Origin of the sequence: Fictibacillus fluitans, from assembly GCF_030418125.1 — a bacterium.
GTDB lineage: Bacteria > Bacillota > Bacilli > Bacillales > Fictibacillaceae > Fictibacillus_C > Fictibacillus_C fluitans.
Map to the genome: position 1 here is coordinate 470450 of NZ_JAUHTR010000001.1, position 18325 is coordinate 488774.

At 45.3% G+C, this 18325-nt stretch carries 19 protein-coding genes and 1 tRNA gene; 5 read left to right on the top strand and 15 right to left on the bottom strand.

Annotation, left to right across the window (positions count from 1 at the left end):
• Positions 1-3: 3 nt before the first annotated feature.
• A complete protein-coding gene (selB, locus tag QYB97_RS02250) occupies positions 4-1905 on the bottom strand; it encodes a selenocysteine-specific translation elongation factor (protein ID WP_301164324.1) in 1902 nt (633 codons plus the stop codon).
• A gap of 121 nt (positions 1906-2026) precedes the next feature.
• Between selB and QYB97_RS02255 the strand changes: the two genes are divergently transcribed.
• From QYB97_RS02255 to QYB97_RS02265, 3 genes are all read left to right on the top strand, one after another.
• Positions 2027-2245, top strand: coding sequence for a helix-turn-helix domain-containing protein (locus QYB97_RS02255; RefSeq protein WP_301164325.1), 219 nt, complete (start codon positions 2027-2029; stop codon positions 2243-2245).
• 59 nt (positions 2246-2304) lie between these two features.
• On the top strand, positions 2305-2478 hold the full coding sequence (locus QYB97_RS02260) for a hypothetical protein (RefSeq protein ID WP_301164932.1): 174 nt from the start codon (positions 2305-2307) through the stop codon (positions 2476-2478).
• A gap of 12 nt (positions 2479-2490) precedes the next feature.
• A tRNA-Sec gene (locus tag QYB97_RS02265) sits at positions 2491-2587 on the top strand.
• Between the two features lie 64 nt (positions 2588-2651).
• Here the strand turns inward: QYB97_RS02265 and QYB97_RS02270 are convergent.
• Entirely contained in the window at positions 2652-3188 is a 537-nt protein-coding gene (locus tag QYB97_RS02270) for a type 1 glutamine amidotransferase domain-containing protein (protein WP_301164326.1), read from the bottom strand.
• 495 nt (positions 3189-3683) lie between these two features.
• On the opposite strand from QYB97_RS02270, the gene QYB97_RS02275 reads away from it, so the two are divergent.
• Positions 3684-4109 carry a DUF2621 domain-containing protein gene (locus QYB97_RS02275; RefSeq protein WP_301164901.1) on the top strand — a complete coding sequence of 142 codons (426 nt, stop codon included), beginning with the start codon at positions 3684-3686 and terminating at the stop codon, positions 4107-4109.
• A gap of 33 nt (positions 4110-4142) precedes the next feature.
• Here QYB97_RS02275 and QYB97_RS02280 read toward each other — a convergent pair whose 3' ends face one another.
• From QYB97_RS02280 to yneA, 11 genes are all read right to left on the bottom strand, one after another.
• On the bottom strand, positions 4143-4601 hold the full coding sequence (locus tag QYB97_RS02280) for a CcdC family protein (RefSeq protein WP_301164327.1): 459 nt from the start codon (positions 4599-4601) through the stop codon (positions 4143-4145).
• Between the two features lie 14 nt (positions 4602-4615).
• A complete protein-coding gene (locus QYB97_RS02285) occupies positions 4616-5059 on the bottom strand; it encodes a Na(+)/H(+) antiporter subunit B (protein ID WP_301164328.1) in 444 nt (147 codons plus the stop codon).
• Positions 5060-5334: 275 nt separating this feature from the next.
• Positions 5335-7125, bottom strand: a complete 1791-nt coding sequence (locus tag QYB97_RS02290; RefSeq protein ID WP_301164329.1) for an ABC transporter ATP-binding protein — start codon at positions 7123-7125, stop codon at positions 5335-5337.
• On the bottom strand, positions 7122-8870 hold the full coding sequence (locus QYB97_RS02295; protein WP_301164330.1) for an ABC transporter transmembrane domain-containing protein: 1749 nt from the start codon (positions 8868-8870) through the stop codon (positions 7122-7124). Before QYB97_RS02295 ends, QYB97_RS02290 begins: the two co-directional genes overlap by 4 nt.
• A 240-nt stretch (positions 8871-9110) precedes the next feature.
• The gene (locus tag QYB97_RS02300; RefSeq protein ID WP_061969769.1) at positions 9111-9323 is read right to left on the bottom strand and encodes a YneF family protein; all 213 of its coding nucleotides are present in this window, start codon (positions 9321-9323) and stop codon (positions 9111-9113) included.
• Between the two features lie 80 nt (positions 9324-9403).
• Positions 9404-9844, bottom strand: a complete 441-nt coding sequence (gene sirA / locus QYB97_RS02305; RefSeq protein ID WP_301164331.1) for a sporulation inhibitor of replication protein SirA — start codon at positions 9842-9844, stop codon at positions 9404-9406.
• 144 nt (positions 9845-9988) lie between these two features.
• Positions 9989-11983, bottom strand: coding sequence for a transketolase (gene tkt / locus QYB97_RS02310; RefSeq protein WP_301164332.1), 1995 nt, complete (start codon positions 11981-11983; stop codon positions 9989-9991).
• 192 nt (positions 11984-12175) lie between these two features.
• Positions 12176-12460, bottom strand: a complete 285-nt coding sequence (locus QYB97_RS02315; protein WP_301164333.1) for an iron-sulfur cluster biosynthesis family protein — start codon at positions 12458-12460, stop codon at positions 12176-12178.
• Positions 12461-12558: 98 nt separating this feature from the next.
• Positions 12559-12798, bottom strand: coding sequence for a DUF896 domain-containing protein (locus QYB97_RS02320; protein ID WP_301164334.1), 240 nt, complete (start codon positions 12796-12798; stop codon positions 12559-12561).
• A gap of 46 nt (positions 12799-12844) precedes the next feature.
• Entirely contained in the window at positions 12845-13501 is a 657-nt protein-coding gene (locus QYB97_RS02325) for a YneB family resolvase-like protein (RefSeq protein WP_301164335.1), read from the bottom strand.
• 6 nt (positions 13502-13507) lie between these two features.
• The gene (gene yneA, locus QYB97_RS02330; protein ID WP_301164336.1) at positions 13508-13786 is read right to left on the bottom strand and encodes a cell division suppressor protein YneA; all 279 of its coding nucleotides are present in this window, start codon (positions 13784-13786) and stop codon (positions 13508-13510) included.
• Between the two features lie 154 nt (positions 13787-13940).
• On the opposite strand from yneA, the gene lexA reads away from it, so the two are divergent.
• Positions 13941-14561: a transcriptional repressor LexA gene (gene lexA, locus QYB97_RS02335; protein ID WP_301164337.1), complete on the top strand. Its 621-nt coding sequence runs from the start codon at positions 13941-13943 to the stop codon at positions 14559-14561.
• Positions 14562-14604: 43 nt separating this feature from the next.
• On the opposite strand, the gene cysI is transcribed toward lexA, so the two are convergent.
• On the bottom strand, positions 14605-16323 hold the full coding sequence (cysI, locus tag QYB97_RS02340; RefSeq protein WP_301164338.1) for an assimilatory sulfite reductase (NADPH) hemoprotein subunit: 1719 nt from the start codon (positions 16321-16323) through the stop codon (positions 14605-14607).
• Positions 16324-16348: 25 nt separating this feature from the next.
• Complete coding sequence (locus QYB97_RS02345; protein WP_301164339.1) at positions 16349-18172, bottom strand: assimilatory sulfite reductase (NADPH) flavoprotein subunit; 1824 nt, start codon at positions 18170-18172, stop codon at positions 16349-16351.
• Positions 18173-18325: the final 153 nt, after the last annotated feature.

The window sequence follows — 18325 nt, forward strand, 5'->3', positions numbered from 1 at the left end:
CCGTTATTTCGGAGTTTTTTTGTTTTTCCAGCGGCGTCTTCCTTCTTCACGGAGAGTGTAACCGATCCTGTCGAGCAGCTCCAGATACGGTATTAAATACTTTCTTGAAACTTCTAATACCGCTTTGGCTTCCTGAACAGAAAACGATTCAGGGAACGTCTTCTTCAATGCTCCCATTTGCCGGTTCACCACTAAGGCATGAATCAGCCTGTCATCCTCAAGCTGATAGGCTGCACCCGAGGAAATCAAAAACCCTGCATAATCCCTATAAAGATTCTCGGGCAGCTGTCCCTCCCCGTAAAGCTCCGAAAACGGTTGTGCCTCCACACCCTGACGCAGCAAAAGGTTCTCCAGCTGATCAAAGCGTTTCTCCCATTCTTTCGGCACATGCGGGGCGAAAGAATGATTGCGGATAAATTGATTCTCCTGCCCAAGAACCCCTTCAGATAAAAGTGAGTTCAGGCTGTACTGAATCAGATTTCCCTTCTCTTCGCGAAAGCTGTGAAGCAGCTCGGCTTTATCCATTCCCTGGCGCAGAGGATGGTGCCGGTGGTAGCTTTGAATACGGTAAATCAATTCTCCTTTCATTTCATCAACTTTTTCGGTGAGGGCATAAACACCCTTTTGGATCTCAGTGATGAAAGAGGTGGAAAGAAGCTCATGTACTCTATCGGAGGAGTCCTCTTTTCTGCCAAGAACGGTATAAAGTTCTGCTTCAGATAAAGCACCATTGCGCTCCAGCTCCCTCTTTGCCCATTCAAGCGGTGTTCCTTCCCTTTTTTTCTTTAGCTGATCTACCGTAGCCATGCCAAACCGATACGATTCTCCCATTGGATCGATCACTTCACCACCGCCTATTGTTTCTTCGGGAGAAGGCCGCCGGAGAATGAACCGGTCCCCTTTTCTTGCAACTACCGGGTTTGACAATCTCACCTGGCAATAGATGTCCCCCTCTTTTTCCCTGGCTTCATTCCGGTCAAAGAAAACGATCTTCCCCATAACTTCTGACGTTCCTATGTAAAATTTAATATGCTGGCGCTGCTTCAGATTCTTCGCATTATTTCCGAGTATAAGCAAGACATCCAAACAATCGCTTACCGGATACTGCCCCGGCGACACGAGGACATGTCCCCGTGTGACCTCTTCCCTGCTTAAGCCTGCCAGGTTCATGGCGGCACGCTGGCCGGCACCGGCGGTCTCTGCCGCTTCATTATGCACCTGCAGCTGTCTGACCCGCACGTGTTTTTCCCCCGGCATTAAAGCGACCAGATCACCAGTTGAAACACGGCCTTCAACGATCGTTCCGCGAACTACTGTTCCCTGCCCTTTTACGGTAAAAGCCTGATCAACAGGCAGCCGGAAAGGTCCTGAAAGACTTTTTGGCGGAACAGATTGCGCCATCTGCACGAGCTCATTCTTTAAGGATTCGATCCCAGCTCCGCTCAGGCTGTCCACAAAGTGAATAGGAAACTCCTCAAGAGCGGTCCCTTTTATCAGCCCTTGAATCTCATCACTCAGCAACTCCTTCCATTCGGAATCCACGTTATCACTCTTCGTTACGGCACAAACCGTATTTGTGATCCCAAGGAACTGCAGGATTTCAAAGTGCTCAACGGTTTGCGGCATGATACCCTCGTCGGCCGCAATGACAAGGATCACCAAATCGATCCCGGCGACACCGGCAATCATCTGTCGGATAAATTTTTCATGCCCCGGAACATCTATGATGGCGGCTGAGATATTTTCATTTAAGGAGAAAGGAGCGATTCCGGGCTCAATAGTAATACCCCGTTCTTTTTCCTCCTTCAGCGTATCTGTATCCACCTGGCTGAGCGCTTTCGTCAAGGCGGTTTTTCCATGATCAATATGACCGGCAATGCCGATTGTCACATGTTTTGCTGCCAAGATTCCCGCCTCCCTTTTGTTTTCATATAAATTCATTTTATCACGCCAGACAGCCATCATGTTATCAAAGCTATCTATCCTGCACGCATTGTGCTATACTAAATAAAAGTGAGGTGGCGTTTTGAGCAATTATAAGCCGAAGAAAAGCAACCTGAAAACATTGATCGCGAAGAAAAAAATGAAGATTGAAGCTCTTTCCAAAAGCACGAATATTTCAGTGGATCAGCTAAACGATTATCAATCTAAAAAAGTCATGAGCTTGAGCAATGCGATGGCCATCGCTAAAGAACTTGACTGCCAGGTTGAAGACTTATATGACTGGAAAGTAGTAAAAGAGTGAATTCTTCACTCTTTTTTCACGTCAAGAAAAATCATTCTTTATAATGAACAAGGGAGAGAGTGAACCTGAAAACAAACCAGTTTATTGCGGGGGAATCCGTTAAAATTAAAGCTACCGATGAGATGGTTACTGTATTGCGCTGCAAATTCATCAAAAACATGAAACGCTATTCATATGTCGTAAAAGAAAATCCATCCACTTTTTATTTTGAAGAAGAACTGATCAAAAAATAGCGCTGCTGCCACGGGGCCAGAAGCGTAGCTGGTGCTTGCCTGAGTCTTCAAAACTTTTCGGGAGGCGCGTGCCGTCTCCGGTGGGTTCGATTCCCACATGGTCCCGCCAATTTTAGATGATTCGATCTTAATAAAAAGATAAAAAAAGAAGACGGCAGCGCCGCCTTCTTTTTTTATTGTCTCTCATAATCCCCTGCAATCACATCGGCAAAAGCCTTCACATAAGGAGGCAGATCCGGAGGCCGGCGGCTTGAAACGAGATGGCCGTCAACGACCACAGCTTCATCGAGCCACTCGGCACCCGCATTCTCCATGTCATCCTTGATACCAGGAGTGCTTGTTACCTTTTTGCCTTCAAGAATTTTGGCGGAAATCAGCACCCAGCCTGCATGGCAAATTTGTCCGATCGGTTTATGATGTTCCTCCATATGTTTCACAATTTCGATCACCTTCGGAAAACGCCTCAGCTTGTCCGGTGCCCAGCCCCCCGGAACGAGCAGCGCATCATAACCTGACGGATCGACTTCTTCAAACGAAAGATCAGCGGCAGCTGGCACTCCGTATTTTCCTTTATACACTTCTCCTGCTTTTTCCCCGGCAAGATCCACTGATGCTCCTTCTTCCTGTAATCGCAAAATCGGATACCATAATTCCAGGTCTTCAAAATCATGGTGTACAAAACTTAAAATTCGTTTGTTGTTCAACCTCACTTTAGATAGCACCTCCATAAAATGATTGCTTGTACGGACAGCTTACCCTTGCTCCGGAACAGAAGTCAAGCCAAGGACCCGCTATTTCCCGAAGCTCATACACACTAGGGGGGTATCGTTCCCTCTCAACTTTAAACAAACCTACTTTTATGCATGGATGTATATTTCTTTTATGCATAGGTGTATATTTATGCACGCTGAGTTTTCCCCATGTTTATCCACAGCTCGCGTTATTCACACTTATCCACAAGTCTCCCTGTATCATTGTTTATAACCTTCTGTACCAATGCGGAAACTGTTATAGTCCGAAATTCCAAACTGTTATAGTCCGAAAATGGTGTCGTTTACTGTCGTTTAGATTTTTTCCCGAAACTACCCCTCCCCTTTCGCCATTCCAAAACAGATGGATATTGATTTAAAGCGCTTTCCAACTATATAATAAAGGAAGGGTACATAATGTGGTTTCAGACAACCATATTGATCGGGGTGACATATATGACTACAGGTTTTTTTCTGTTCATCGCACTTTGGACGGTTTTTTTAATTTCCATGTTTGCGATCGGCGGATATTTTATGTTTCGAAAGTTTTTAAAACGCCTTCCGAAAGAAGACGGCAAATCCATACTTGATTGGCAGGAGTACTATATCTCCCAAACCAAACATTTATGGACGCCAAAGCAAAAAGAATTTCTGGAAGAACTCGTCTCGCCGGTTCCTGAATTGTTCCGGGATGTAGCCCGCGAAAAGATTGCGGGGAAAATCGGGGAACTCGCTATTTCCGAGAAGGCTTCGATCATGACCCAGGATTTGATTGTTCGCGGGTATATCATCGCAACCCCAAAACGCGACCACAAATGGCTGGTCAAGAAATTGAACGAAAAGCAAATTGACCTCTCCCCTTACCAACGCTTACTGGGATAAAAAAAACTCGATCACCAATGGTGATCGAGTTTTTTATGATTGCAGCACTTTTTTATAGCCATAATACATGGCGACCCTCCAGGGAAGGATCATGCCAAACGCTACGATAAAAAACAGCCCGCTCGTTTCCGGATAAGAGATCTGATGGCCGAGGTACGTTTTCATCGCCATCCTGATCAAAAACAGAATGATCAAAATCGCCGCAAACGCTTTGGACCGGATCAGGTAGACCTCCCCTCCCCTCTTCTCAAACTTGCTCGTTTTGATGAGAAATATGGAAAAAAGACATCCTACCAGAAAAGCCTCCCATGCTTCCATCCATGTAACACGAAACATGGGAACCACGAACATGAGAAAGCCGGTGGACATGAAAAATGGAGGCAGGATGATTTTTTTTAGGGAAGCCGGTTTTTTCGTAGCTTTTAAACGGACAAAAATAACGGTTACAGCCATGACAGCTGCCACAATACTGCTCGCAATGAAGAACAACATTCTTTCCTTCTTTCTTAATCGGATGTATCCCCATCATCCTCTGCGATCGATAAGATAATTGTCATGGTTACGCCAAGCACTGTCAAATAGACACCCAGATCAAACAGCATCGCTGTAGCAAGCTCGGTATCACCAAGGAGCGGCAGGTGAAAGTGTCCAAATGAATGGCTTAAGAATGGAACGCCCAAAACAAACGAGCCCATGCCTGTCAAAAAAGCAATTAAAAGACCCGCTGCCAGCACAATCCGGTAATTGACTGGGATTACGCGGTTGATTGGGCCGATCCCATAAGCCAGATATAATAAAACAATAGCTCCTGCACCCATCAATCCACCAATAAATCCCCCGCCGGGCGCGTTATGTCCGGAAAAGAAAGAATTGACCGAGAATGCAAGGATGATAAACACAATAATATTTGTGGTAGTTTTTAAAATAAGGTCGTTGCTGCTTCGTTCCAATCTGTACCTCCTTATAATCCTTGTAAACCGCCAGACATCCTGGTTACAAGAAGTGAAGTAAATTTCGATATCCATTTAAAAGTATACCATGACAACCATGGCAATCATAAGAAAACCTTCTGATTTCTTGATCTGCACAGTGTACTGTTTACTACTGGATAGTTTACCCCAAAAAAACCTTAAAAAGAAAAACGGAACTGTAAAATCAAGCATCCATCCCCTATATGCAATACCTTAAGTTTATTGGAACCATTCTTCAACAAAAAGAAGCTTAGCTAGCTCACCTCTTCAGTTGGTTTGTCTTTTTGCTGAAGGGTGTACATTTTAAAATAAAGACCTCCAAACTGAATCAATTCCTGATGGGTTCCCCGTTCTACAATTTCGCCTTTGTGGAGAACCAGAATCTGATCTGCATCCTGGATGGTTGACAGTCTGTGAGCAATCGCAATGGTGGTTCTGCCCGATCTCATTTTATGCAGAGCATGCTGAATCGCATCTTCCGTTTGGGTATCGATATTGGCAGTCGCTTCATCGAGAATAAGAATTTTCGGCTCAAAAGCCATCGTACGGGCAAACGAAATGAGCTGGCGCTGACCGGTAGAAAAGGTGGATCCCCTTTCTCCAATCTCCTGATCATAACCGTCTGGCAATTTTTCAATAAACTCTGAGGCCTGGACGAAATCAGAGGCTTCCTTCACCCGTTCCCTCGTTATATCTGTATTGAACAAAGAGATGTTATGGGCGATATTCCCGGCAAAAAGAAACGAATCCTGCAGCACCAGTCCCATTTTGCTTCTAAGTTCATCGTTTCTGTAATGAGACAGCGGTACCGAATCAATCGTGATCTCTCCCTGCTGAAGCTCATAAAATCTCATTAATAAATTGGTGATCGAGCTTTTGCCGCTCCCGGTATGCCCCACAAGTGCGACTGTTTCACCAGGACGGGCATGAAATGAAATGTTTTTTAAGACCGGGTGCTTGCCGTCATACGAAAACGTGACATTTTTAAATTCAATGGCTCCCTCGGTGATGACAGGATCACTGGAGCCCTTTGTTCCGGGTGCTTGATCATCTTCATCCAAGAGTTCAAACACCCTGCTCCCGGCAATAATTGCCTGCTGGAACATGGACAGCCTCATCATCAGCATGTTGACAGGTTCAAAAAAGCGGTCCATATAATTGACAAACGCATAAATGACCCCAATTTCAACAGGGCTCGAAAATGACTTAATGCCAAAAAACGAGAGAACAATCATGATGGCTAGGACATAGACGAGATCTACCGCCGGGCGAAGCAAGAGGCCATTGTATTTAATATTCTTCATCCACGCTTCATTATGTTCTTTGTTTACATCCGCAAACTCTTTTTTCAGACGTCTCTGCTGGTTAAAAACCTGAACAATGCTCATCCCCTGCAGCGACTCATTGAGTTTAGCATTCAGTTCACTGAGCTTTTCACGCATGTGCAAAAAGGACTGGGAGCTGTATTTGCGGTACAAGACCATAATGAAGCCGATTACCGGAAGAAGCACCAGACAGAATAATCCCAATTTCACGTTCAGGTAAAACATCGCGATAAAGATGCCTGCTAAATAGACGATGTTCTGTACAAACGCGGATAGAACACTCACATAAAAGTCCTTGATCGCTTCCGTATCATTTGTAATTTTTGACACGAGGCTGCCAACAGGCGTACGGTCAAAAAAACGAAGCCCCAGGTCATGCACATTCGAAAACACATCAATTCTCATGCTTTGAATAATGTTCATGGCAGCCGTTTGAAACAAAACGAGCTGAACGTAATTCAGGAGGCAGGACAACACAATGATACCGATGTATCCTCCTGCCATAAGGACCATTACAGACGGTTCAAAGCTTCGCGGTGTCAGGTGATCATCGATGAATATCTTAATAATAATTGGACCGAGAAGATCGGTTCCGGTCGCAATGATCAACAACGCAAATGCAGCGATAAGACGTTTTTGATCGCGTTTCAGATAGGAAAGAAGCCGGCTGAACACAGTCCGCTGCTTGATTACTTTCGTATTTGCCTGGTCCATGCTCATCCTCCTTTTGCGATTAATGATTCCAGCGCCTGGCGCTCGTACGTATCCCTGTACCAGCCGGGCACAGCAATCAACTCTTCATGTGTTCCTTTTTGGACCATCCTGCCCTCATCCAGCACCAGGATAAGATCGGCATGGCCCACACTCGACAGCCTGTGAGCGGTAATGATCGTCGTTTTATCTTTTCGTTTCCGTTTCAGGTTTTTCAGGATGTCTTCTTCTGTCCTGGCATCCACTGCCGACAGAGAATCATCGAGAATGAGCAGCTCCGGTTCTGTAAGCAGAGCCCGCGCGATGGAAATCCGCTGCTTTTGCCCGCCGGAGAGGGTTACCCCGCGCTCGCCCACAACGGTTTCAAATCCGTTTTTAAACTGAACGATATCCTCATAAACGGCGGCATCCTTTGCTGCCTGTTTAATGTCTTGAAAAGAAGCGCGATATTTTCCAAAGGCAATATTCTCCGCAACGGTTGCAGAAAAGAGAAAATGATCCTGCGGCACATAGCCAATCGCTTCCCTCACCGCATGAAGGCGATAATCGTTTATATCATGTCCTGCCAGAAAGATCTGATTGTCTTCCACTTCAAACTCCCTTAGTAAAAGCCGGCAAAGTGTCGTTTTTCCGCTGCCTGTTTTACCGACAATCCCCATGGTTTTCCCTTCATTCAGTTCAAAATGGATATCCTGTAAAGCTTTTTGGCCATTTTCCTCAAACGAAAAGGATGTAAGATTTACAACGACCGACCCGGCGGGCGTTTTCTGTATTCCATCCTCTTTTTCAGAAATCACATCATTGACCTTCAACAGTGCCGTCACACGGTCATAGGAAGCTCTTCCTCTTTCTACGATATTAAACAGCCAGCCGAATGCCAGCATTGGCCAGATCAGCAGACCGAGGTAGCTTGTAAAGGACACAAGCTGCCCGATTGTGAGCTCACCGTTTAAAACAAGGAACGAACCGTAAGAAACGGCGAGAAAAAATGAAGCACCAACCACGAGTGAGATCGTCGGATCAAACAATGCATCCACCTTCGCCACCGCAATGTTTTTTTGGACCACGTCCTTCGATAATGCCTTGAAGGCATCCACATCCTCCTCTTCCTGGCCAAATGCTTTAATGACACGTGCTCCAGAAATGCTTTCCTGCACTTTATCGTTCATCTCTGAGAAAGCTTCCTGCGCTTTATGGAAACGCTCGTGCAGCATGGTACCGTACCGGCTGGTTGACCAGGCCATGAACGGAAGCGGCAGAAGACTGATAAGCGTCAGCTTCCAGCTGATTGTTGATGCCATCGTAATCAGGGTAAAACCTCCCATCATGGAAGAATCAACGAGCGTCAGAACCCCGTCCCCTGCGGTTTGCTGAATCGCCTGCAAATCATTGGTGGAGTGGGCCATCAAATCTCCTACTCTTCTTTTTTGATAAAAGCGGGGAGACATATTTGTAAAATGGGTATAGAGCCGGTTCCTAAGCAGCAAAGCCAGCTGAATGGAAGCTCCGTAAATCAGAACTCTCCAGAAAAAACGCAATATGTATACCGTGACCGCGACCGCCGCCAGAATCAGCATGTAACTGCCAAGCTGCCTTTCGGTCAATGAATTATTTTTAATATGGTCCACCGTATAGCCGATGATTTTCGGCGGAACAAGAAGGCAAAGCGACACAAGAGAAAGCAACGCAATTCCGGTCAGGTACCTTCTTTTTTCCTGCTTAAAATACCACATCAAGTCCCAAAACACATTCAAATCCTGCATCCCCTTCCCGCAAAAAACATCCTCTTTATTTTACCAAATAATGAAAATTTTAAAAATCCTTTCTTGCATAAAAAAACCGCCCTACAGTCCAAATGGACCATAAGGCGGCTGATTACAAGATCTAAGAAGAACAAATCCGGTATCAAGGATAAAGATGAATTTAACCAGTGACGTAAGAAATGATCAACTCTTTATCGTTGTTGAAGAAAAAATCAGCTTGAAACTGATTTATTACTTCATTTGTTTGTTCATTGCCTGCATCATTTGGTTAATTTTCTTCTGGGATGGTTTCTGGCCCATTTGCATCATCATGACCCGAAGCATGTTTTCATTAATTGGCGGATTTTTTTGAAGATAACTCATCATGTATTTGCGGGCAATGAAAAAGCCGATAGCGACGCCTGCAAGAAGCGCTAGAATACCCACAAGGATATAATAAAACATAGTAAAACTTCCTCCTTCATGTTGTCTAGCACTAGTTTACTATAAAGTGATAAACATATACAAGATGGATGCCAAAATATTTATGAGCCGTATCCTGTTCTGGCTTTCAACGGATTCAGCCAGCCATATCGATAATATTTAAAATCCATGGCAAAAAAGCAGCGTTCATATTTGCGCATCGTTTCAAAAATGATAGTTTCCGCTTCAAAACCACCTACGCTTTGAAGGATGAGGTAGCGTTCCGAAAAACTGAGCCGGGCAGAACTGCGGTCGCTTTCCAGCAAAAAGGAATGAACTTCGGTGTGAAAACCCTTTTTGGAAAGCAGCATCTGCTTTAAAAAGGCTTGTATGGGATCGATATGGAGCGGAGACGTGATGTATTCGATTTGCTTTTGCAAGACATCCTTCTGTGCGGTAAAGGTTTTGTATTCCTCTAAAAAGAGCTGAAAAAGCTTGGTCTCTTTTCCAAAGTATTGCTCAGCTACCTCATCTTTCAGCTTATAAATGAAATACTCTCTCAAGCCCCCGCCACCTACTCTCGCTTTGCTTTTCCCACAGTATAAAGCATGTCCTTTAAAATAGTTGTCTGATGCTGAAGATTGAAATCACTACTTTTGTCGAATACAAAAAGACCCGGAGGAAATTCCTCCGGGTCTTTGCATTTATTATTTCAACAATGCTTTAACTTTGTTTGAAACATTTTCAACCGTAAAGCCGTACTCTTCGATGATTTTGTTTCCTGGTGCAGAAGCACCGAACTTATCAATCGCTAATACGTCTCCATCAAGACCCACATATTTATGAAGGCCCTGAGAAGCAGCCATTTCAATGCCAAGGCGGGCACGTACGGAAGATGGGAATACACTTTCTTTATATTCTGCGGATTGTTTTTCAAAACGGTCCCAGGCAGGCATGGAAACAACAGAAACGCTGATTCCTTCTTCTTTAAGGGATTTTTGAGCTTCAACCGCAAGGCTTACCTCAGATCCTGAGGCAAGGAGGATCGCCTGTGGAGTTCCTTCTGCTTCGGAAATCACATAAGCACCTTTTTTAACGTTCTCATAGGCGTTCTCTTTTGTTCCAGGCAGGATTGGAAGAGCTTGTCTTGTAAGCACAAGAGCCGTTGGTGTATCTGTGCTTTCAAGTGCCAGTTTCCATGCTGCCACTGATTCATACGCATCCGCAGGGCGGATAACGGACAAGCCAGGCATTGCACGAAGAGACGCAAGCTGTTCAACCGGCTCATGGGTAGGTCCGTCTTCACCGACAGCCACACTGTCATGTGTGAATACAAACGTTACAGGAAGACCCATGATGGACGCAAGGCGAATGGCCGGACGCAAGTAATCGGAGAATACGAAGAATGTTGCTCCAAAGACTTTTAATCCGCCGTGTAGTGCCATACCGTTTACCGCTGCACCCATTGCGAATTCACGAACACCAAACCAGATGTTGCGTCCGCTGTAATCTTCGCGGCTGAAGTTGGTTTCTCCTTTTAGCATTGTGTTATTGGATCCTGCAAGGTCAGCAGAACCGCCAAACAGCCAAGGAATGTTTTGTGCAAAAGCATTTAATGCATTTCCTGATGAAGCCCGTGTAGCGATCGCTTTATCAAATTCAGGAAGGTTAGCATCAAAGTTTTCAGGAAGTTTATTGTCCATTGCCAGCTTTAGTTGAGCAGCTGCTTCGCTGTGCTCTTTTTCGTAGCGGGCGAACAAGTCATTCCATTCTGCTTCTTTCTTTTGGTTTTCTTCTTTCACTGTAGCAAAGTGGTCTCTTACTTCATCAGGAACATAGAAATCTTCTTCAAATACCCAGTCATAAGCTTCTTTAGTCAGTTTAACTTCATCAGTTCCAAGCGGCGCTCCGTGGGAAGCTGATTTACCTGATTTGTTCGGAGAACCGAAGCCAATCACTGTTTTAACTTCAATAAGTGTTGGGTGGTTCGTATCTTTTTTCGCTTCAGCGATCGCATTTTCGATCTCTTTCAGATCAGTGCCGTCTTCCACACGAATCACTTGCCAGCCATAGGCTTTAAAACGATCCTCTACACTTTCAGAGAAGGAAAGATCCAAATCACCATCAAGTGAAATGTCGTTTGAATCATACATTACAACAAGTTTTCCCAGTCCAAGATGACCGGCGAGGGAAGCAGCCTCAGCTGAAACACCTTCCATTAGGTCTCCGTCACCACAAATGGAATACGTATAGTGGTCAACCAGGTCAAAACCGTCCTTGTTGTAGGTTGCAGCCAAGTGGCGTTCAGCCATTGCCATACCAACAGCCATCGCAATACCTTGTCCAAGAGGACCAGTTGTCGCATCTACACCCGCAGTATGACGGTATTCCGGATGTCCAGGCGTCTTGCTTCCCCATTGACGGAACTCTTTAAGGTCGTCCATGGAAAGATCATAGCCGGATAAGTGAAGAAGGCTGTATAAAAGCATGGAACCGTGTCCGGCAGACAGTACAAAACGGTCACGGTTGAACCATTGCGGGTTCTCTGGATTGTGGTTCATGAACTTTGTCCAAAGACTGTACGCCATAGGCGCTGCCCCCATAGGCATCCCCGGGTGACCGGAATTGGCTTTTTCGATGCTATCTATAGCCAAAGTACGAATAGTGTTAATAGATAATTGATCAATTGAAGCAGTAGACATTAATTTCATCATCCCTTCATCTACATATGAATCACGTATGCACATATGTAAAAGATTTGTCGATTCAATCATAAACATTTTGGCCCGTTTATACAAGCACAATGCCCTCCATTAGTTTCCCTTAAACTATTCCCATCATGCAAACAAAAAAGCCTGTATTATAACTTTTGTTATAATACAGACAGTAGTCTCTTATGCAAGTGCAGGAAGGTCACAGAAAAAGACGTCCTCTGTTTCATTATAGTCCAGCTTCATTTCCTTGATAATCCACTCATCGTCCGGTTTAACGAAAAATGTCAGTCCGCTCACTTCATGGATTTGGTCACCATCACCTGGCATTGCCGGAATTACACCTAATGAATATCCGCCATTGCTTGTGCTTCCTGCATACCGTGCGAAAAGGCGAATGGCTTCCCCCTCGTTCAAATTAATTTCACTATACAGTTTTACAACAGAATCGGTTATTGAAAAGGCCACTATGTTCTCCCCTTCCGAAGTTGTTATAGTACAGTATATAGGAAATTCAGAATTTTGCAACAAGAAAAAAGCCTGATTTCAGTGAAATCAGGCATCTGTTAATGCTTAATATTTTTTTGGCTTTTTTTGCTTTCTTTCAGCTTCTCAGGTGTTACATCATTGCCTTCAGGATCAATGATGGTCAATGAATGCAGTCTGTTTTGAAAAGAAGTTCTGACATTCTTCAAATACTCTTCCCGCAGCTTCTTTTGCTCTGCGGCTTCCTCTGTGGATAAGCCCTCTTGTTTCGACTTCTTGGCAAGAACGTTGATCCGTTCCAATTTGTCTGGTGTAAGCATAAACACACCTCTCCTTTATATTCGATAGGCTTATCATAAACGAATATCAGGTAGGGTTTCCAGTCTCAGCACTTTCTATATACTCTTTGTACCGGCGGTGAACCGTTGCTTTTGAAGCTTCATACCCAAACCCCCGGAGTGTGCCCGCAATCTCAGCGAACGTAAGATCCATCCGGCGAAGACGGATAATTTCTTCAATCGGCAATTCCTTCCGCTCCCGTCCGCCCTGATGGATGTTCTTTAGATTTTTCTGCGGTTTATACCCTTTTTGAATCGCTTTTTTCATTCCGCGCTTTATTTTTAAATTGTGGAGCTTCCTCTGGTACTCTTCCACGACAGCCACAATCTCGAGCACCATCGATTCGGCTTCGGAAAGGTGATACTCTCCCTGGCTGCTGAAGGTATACACTTTTATTTCACGTTTCAGCAGTTCATGGAGGAGTACAATTTTGGCGTTCCCCCTGCCCAGACGTGTATCATCCGAAACCAAAAGAACCTCAAACTCACCGTTCTGAGCCATTTCAATGATCCGGAGCAACCCGTCACGATCGAGGCTGTAGCCGCTTTCCCGTTCCTTAATGACAGAAACGATCGTAAAACCATGCTCCCTTGCCAATTTTGTTAATTCTTCTTCCTGCCGAAAAAGAGAAGCCGCCTGCTCCTCCTTCTCTGTGCTCACCCTGCAATAAATAATAGCGTTCAAGTAACATCACCTGTCTTTTTCTGCTTTGATAGGAATGATGAGCTTCTGGCCCGGTGTAATGGCACCTGCCTGAATTCCGTTATTCTTCTCCACCCAGTCAACAAATTCCCAGTTGTTTTTGTGGTCCTTTGTATATTGCTCTGCAATTTCCCAGAGTGAATCTCCTTTATTGACTGTAATCTCCATATATTCCTTTGAGCCTTCAACATGTGTCTGATGGGCGAACATCAAAAACCCTGCTGCCACAATTGATACTAGCATAACTACCGGTGAAAATCCCTTCATTTCCAATCACCCCTACGAATGTTTGTTCCTATTTGTTCTCATTATAAGGGGAACAATTGTTCTTTTCAAGTGTTTTTTTCGAACTTATGTTTGTATATCGAGCTTTTAAATGCTATACTTTTTTCAAGAGTATTCAGTGAATGAGGTGCAAATAATGACAAAGTTATCCAGAAGACAAGTTGATATACTGGAATTTATTAAAGAGGAAGTAAACGCAAAGGGGTACCCTCCTTCCGTCCGGGAGATTGGGGAAGCGGTCGGGCTGGCGTCCAGCTCTACCGTTCACGGCCATCTTTCGCGTTTGGAGAAAAAAGGGCTGATACGCCGGGATCCCACCAAGCCAAGGGCTATTGAAGTGTTGGGGCTCGAGTCCGACCAGCTCATCACAAAATCACGATCCGTTAATGTGCCGATCATCGGTAAGGTCACCGCCGGATCACCGATTACAGCCATTGAAAACGTGGATGATTACTTCTCCCTTCCAGAGCATGTTGTAGGTGACGATAATGTTTTTATGTTAACTGTAGAAGGAGACAGTATGATTGAAGCAGGCATTTACGACCGGGACCTGGTTGTCGTAAAGCAGCAGCCCACAGCGGAAAACGGCGATATCATCGTAGCGATGACAGAGGAGAATGAAGCAACCGTCAAACGGTTTTTTAAGGAGAAAGATCATATTCGCCTGCAGCCTGAAAATTCCTCTTTATCACCCATCCTTCTTCCCAATGTGTCCATCCTGGGAAAAGTAATCGGTGTTTACCGCACCCTTCAATAATAAACAAGAGGCCCGGCATTACGCCGGAGCCTCTTGTTTTTTATTATTGATGAAAATTGGTGCCGTCTGTTGTAGCTTCAATGATACCGCTTCGAACGACAAAATCTCCAAAGTGTTCGCCTTCCAGGCGCTCTTTCGCGTATTTTGGGAAAAGAACGCTCAATTCTTTCAGTATTTCTTCTTCCCCTATATTCTCACGGTACATCTTGCTCAAACGGCTGCCATCAAATGCCGAACCCAAATACATGTTGTATTTGCCCGGCGCCTTGCCGATAAAGCCGATCTCCCCAAGTGCATGGCGTGCACACCCGTTGGGGCATCCTGTCATACGGACCGTGATTTCCTTGTTTCGCAATCCGTTTTCATCTGCAATCAGGTCAATTTTATCCATCAGCTCGGGCAAATAGCGTTCTGCTTCAGCCATGGCAAGACCGCACGTCGGAAGTGCTACACAAGCCATGGAGTTCCGGCGGATGGCAGAAACGTTCTGGCTGTCGAGCATTCCATACTGTTCCAGAAGATTGATGATCTCCTGCTTCTTTTCCTCCGCCACATTGGCGATAATCAGATTCTGGTTGGCAGTTAAACGAAACTCCCCGGTATGAACCTTGGCAATCTCGCGCAGCCCCGTCATCAGCTTGTAATTTTCAAAGTCCGTCACACGGCCGCCTTCAATAAACAGCGTGAAATGTGATAGCCCCTGAAGCCCTTCCACCCAGCCGTATCGGTCTCCGTTATCTTCAAAAGAAAAATCTCTCGCCTCAGAAAGGTTCCAGCCAAGCCGGTTTTCCAATTCTTCCTTCACAGTTTCAACACCCAGGCGGTCAACCGTATATTTAAAACGGGCGTTCTTTCGCTTGGAACGGTTTCCATAGTCCCTTTGGATGGTAATGATTTTCTCAGCAACCTCCAGAATCTGGTCCGGCGTGCAAAAACCAATTACTTTAGCCAGCTGCGGATACGTTTCCTTGTCTCCGTGGCTCATGCCCATACCGCCGCCAATGGCAATATTAAAACCAGTCAAGTTACCATCTTCTACAACCGCTATTAATCCAAGGTCCTGTGAAAAGACATCAATATCATTGGACGGAGGAAGAGCAATGCCGATTTTGAATTTACGAGGCAGGTAAAGCGGCCCGTACATCGGTTCCACTTCCTCTGTCTCCGGTGTGCCAGCCACCTTTTCTTCATCCAGCCAAATCTCATGATATGCTCTTGTTTTCGGCAAAAGGTATTCGCTCAGTTTTTTGGACCACTCATACACTTCTGAATGAATTTCAGATTGATATGGGTTTGAAACGCACAGTACATTCCGGTTCACATCTCCGCAAGCGGCAATTGTATCCATAAGTGAAGCATGGATCGCCTGGATTGTACTTTTCATATTCCACTTCAGGATACCGTGCATCTGGAACGTCTGCCGGGTCGTCAATTTCAGTGTTCCGTTGCCATACTGATTTCCGAGCTGATCCATGGTAAGCCACTGTGATGGCGTGGCGACACCGCCTGGCAATCTAACGCGAAGCATGAATTGATAAGCAGGTTCAAGCTTTTGCTTCTGGCGCTCAGTGCGCAGATCACGGTTATCCTGAAGATAGCTGCCGTGATGCTTCATGAGCCGGTTGTCATCGTCAGGTATACCTGCACTGATCCGGTCGAGCATCACTTCCTTCAGTGTGCCCCGCAAATAATTACTCTCATCTTTTATACGTTCAACATCACTCGGTTTGCCTTCCGGTGCTTTTAATTTAGGATTTGACATCTGTTAAACTCCTTTCTGTTCCCGCTTAATACACATCACGCTGGTATCGTTTTTCCTGCTGCATACGGGCCACATAGTCTTCCGCTTGTTCGCGTGTCATGCTTCCTTCTTTTTCAATGATGCCGATCAATGTTTCATGCACATCATGGGCCATGTTTTTCTCATCACCGCAAATATAGAGAATTGCCCCTTCTTCAAGCCATTGGAAAAATTCCTTGCTTTGTTCAAGCATACGGTGCTGAACATACACCTTTTCCTCGCTATCACGAGAGAAGGCCACATCCATCTTTGTCAGGACACCTCTTCCAAGCCACTTTTGCCATTCTGTCTGATAAAGAAAATCGGTGACGAAGTGCTGATCGCCAAAGAACATCCAGGATTTCCCCTCAGCTCCCCGCTCCTCACGCTCTTGCATAAAGGCTCTGAATGGTGCCACCCCGGTTCCAGGACCAACCATAATGATCGGTGTTTCGCCGTTTTCAGGCAGCTTGAAATTCTGGTTATGCTGGATGTATACCGGAAGCGTGTGCCCCGGCTCGAGCCGTTCCGCACAAAGAATGGAACATACACCGTTTCGGTTCCGCCCAAAAGATTCATACCGTAAAGCACCAATGGTGAGGTGAACTTCGTCCGGATTGGCTTCAAGACTTGAAGCGATGGAATACAACCGGGCAGGCATCTTTCTCAGCATGCTGACAAAATCCTGCGGTGAAACGGCCCATGGACCAAAGTCTTGAACCAGATCCAGCAGATCGCGGCCGGAAAGGTAGTTTTTCAGTTCTTCTTCATGTCCTGCTGACAACAACTCATGCAGTTTTTCATTTTCGGTAAATTGTGCCGCATGCTGCAGAAGCGGCTTCGTGAGAACCGTAATTTCAAAATTGGTAATCAGCGCCTGTTTCAGCGGAGCCACATCGCCCTTTTTGTTTACGGTAACGATTTCTTCAGCATTCCATTTTAGCTCATCGAGCAGCATGTCGACCAAAACAGAGTCGTTTTCCGGATATATTCCCAGGCTGTCTCCCGGTTCATAACTTAAATTGGAGCCTTCCAGAGAAATTTCGATATGCCGCGTTTCTTTATTTGATCCGCGTCCATTCAGGTTAATGTTTTCAAGCACTTCAGCTTGAAATGGGTTTGTTCGTGAAAATTGGGATTCTCCTGAAGCTGCCGGAACACCCGCCGGTGAGACTCCGCCGGTTTCTTCTTCCTGTTTACCATTTAATGCTTCCACCACGTTTGAAAGCCACTCGGCTGCGGGTTCATCGTAATCAAGGTCACAATCGACACGAGGTGTCAGGCGGGTTCCCCCAAGATCTTCAAGCACATTATCGAACTCTTTTCCTGTCTGGCAGAAAAACTCGTAAGAGCTGTCTCCCAGAGACAATACGGAAAAACGAAGCCCTTCAAGCTTCGGAGCACGCTTGCCATGGACAAATTCATGAAAGGATATGGCGTTGTCCGGAGGATCTCCTTCTCCATGCGTACTGACAACGATTAAAAGATTTTTGAGTTTCTTCAATTGATTAGGCTTGAAATCACTCATGGAAGAAACGGTCACTTCATACCCATTTTCCTTAAGGGTTTTGCTGCTGCTGTCTGCAATACCCTGGGCATTCCCGGTTTGGGATCCGTAGAGGATGGTGATTTCTTTTGAAACCGGTTGAGCTGCAGGTGCGGCGGCAGGAACCGCCTGCGGCGTTTCGCCGCTTGCTGAAGGCGCTGCCTGTGATGCAGCAAGAAAGCCGGAAAGCCATACTTTTTGAGATTCTGTCAGGGTCGGCAAAAGCTGGTTAAGCAGCTCTGCCTGCTCCTGGGTAAATGGACTGTTTGTTGCCTGAAGTTGCAATGATAACACCTCACATTTAAATTTCCCGTCATTTTATAAATTAAGGTCACCCATTAAGACTAAATTAAATCGATCTATTAAGTCGGTTTTAATCTTAAAAATAGTCAGAACCCTTAAAAAATTTTATAGTATCTACTTTACCGCAGTCCATAA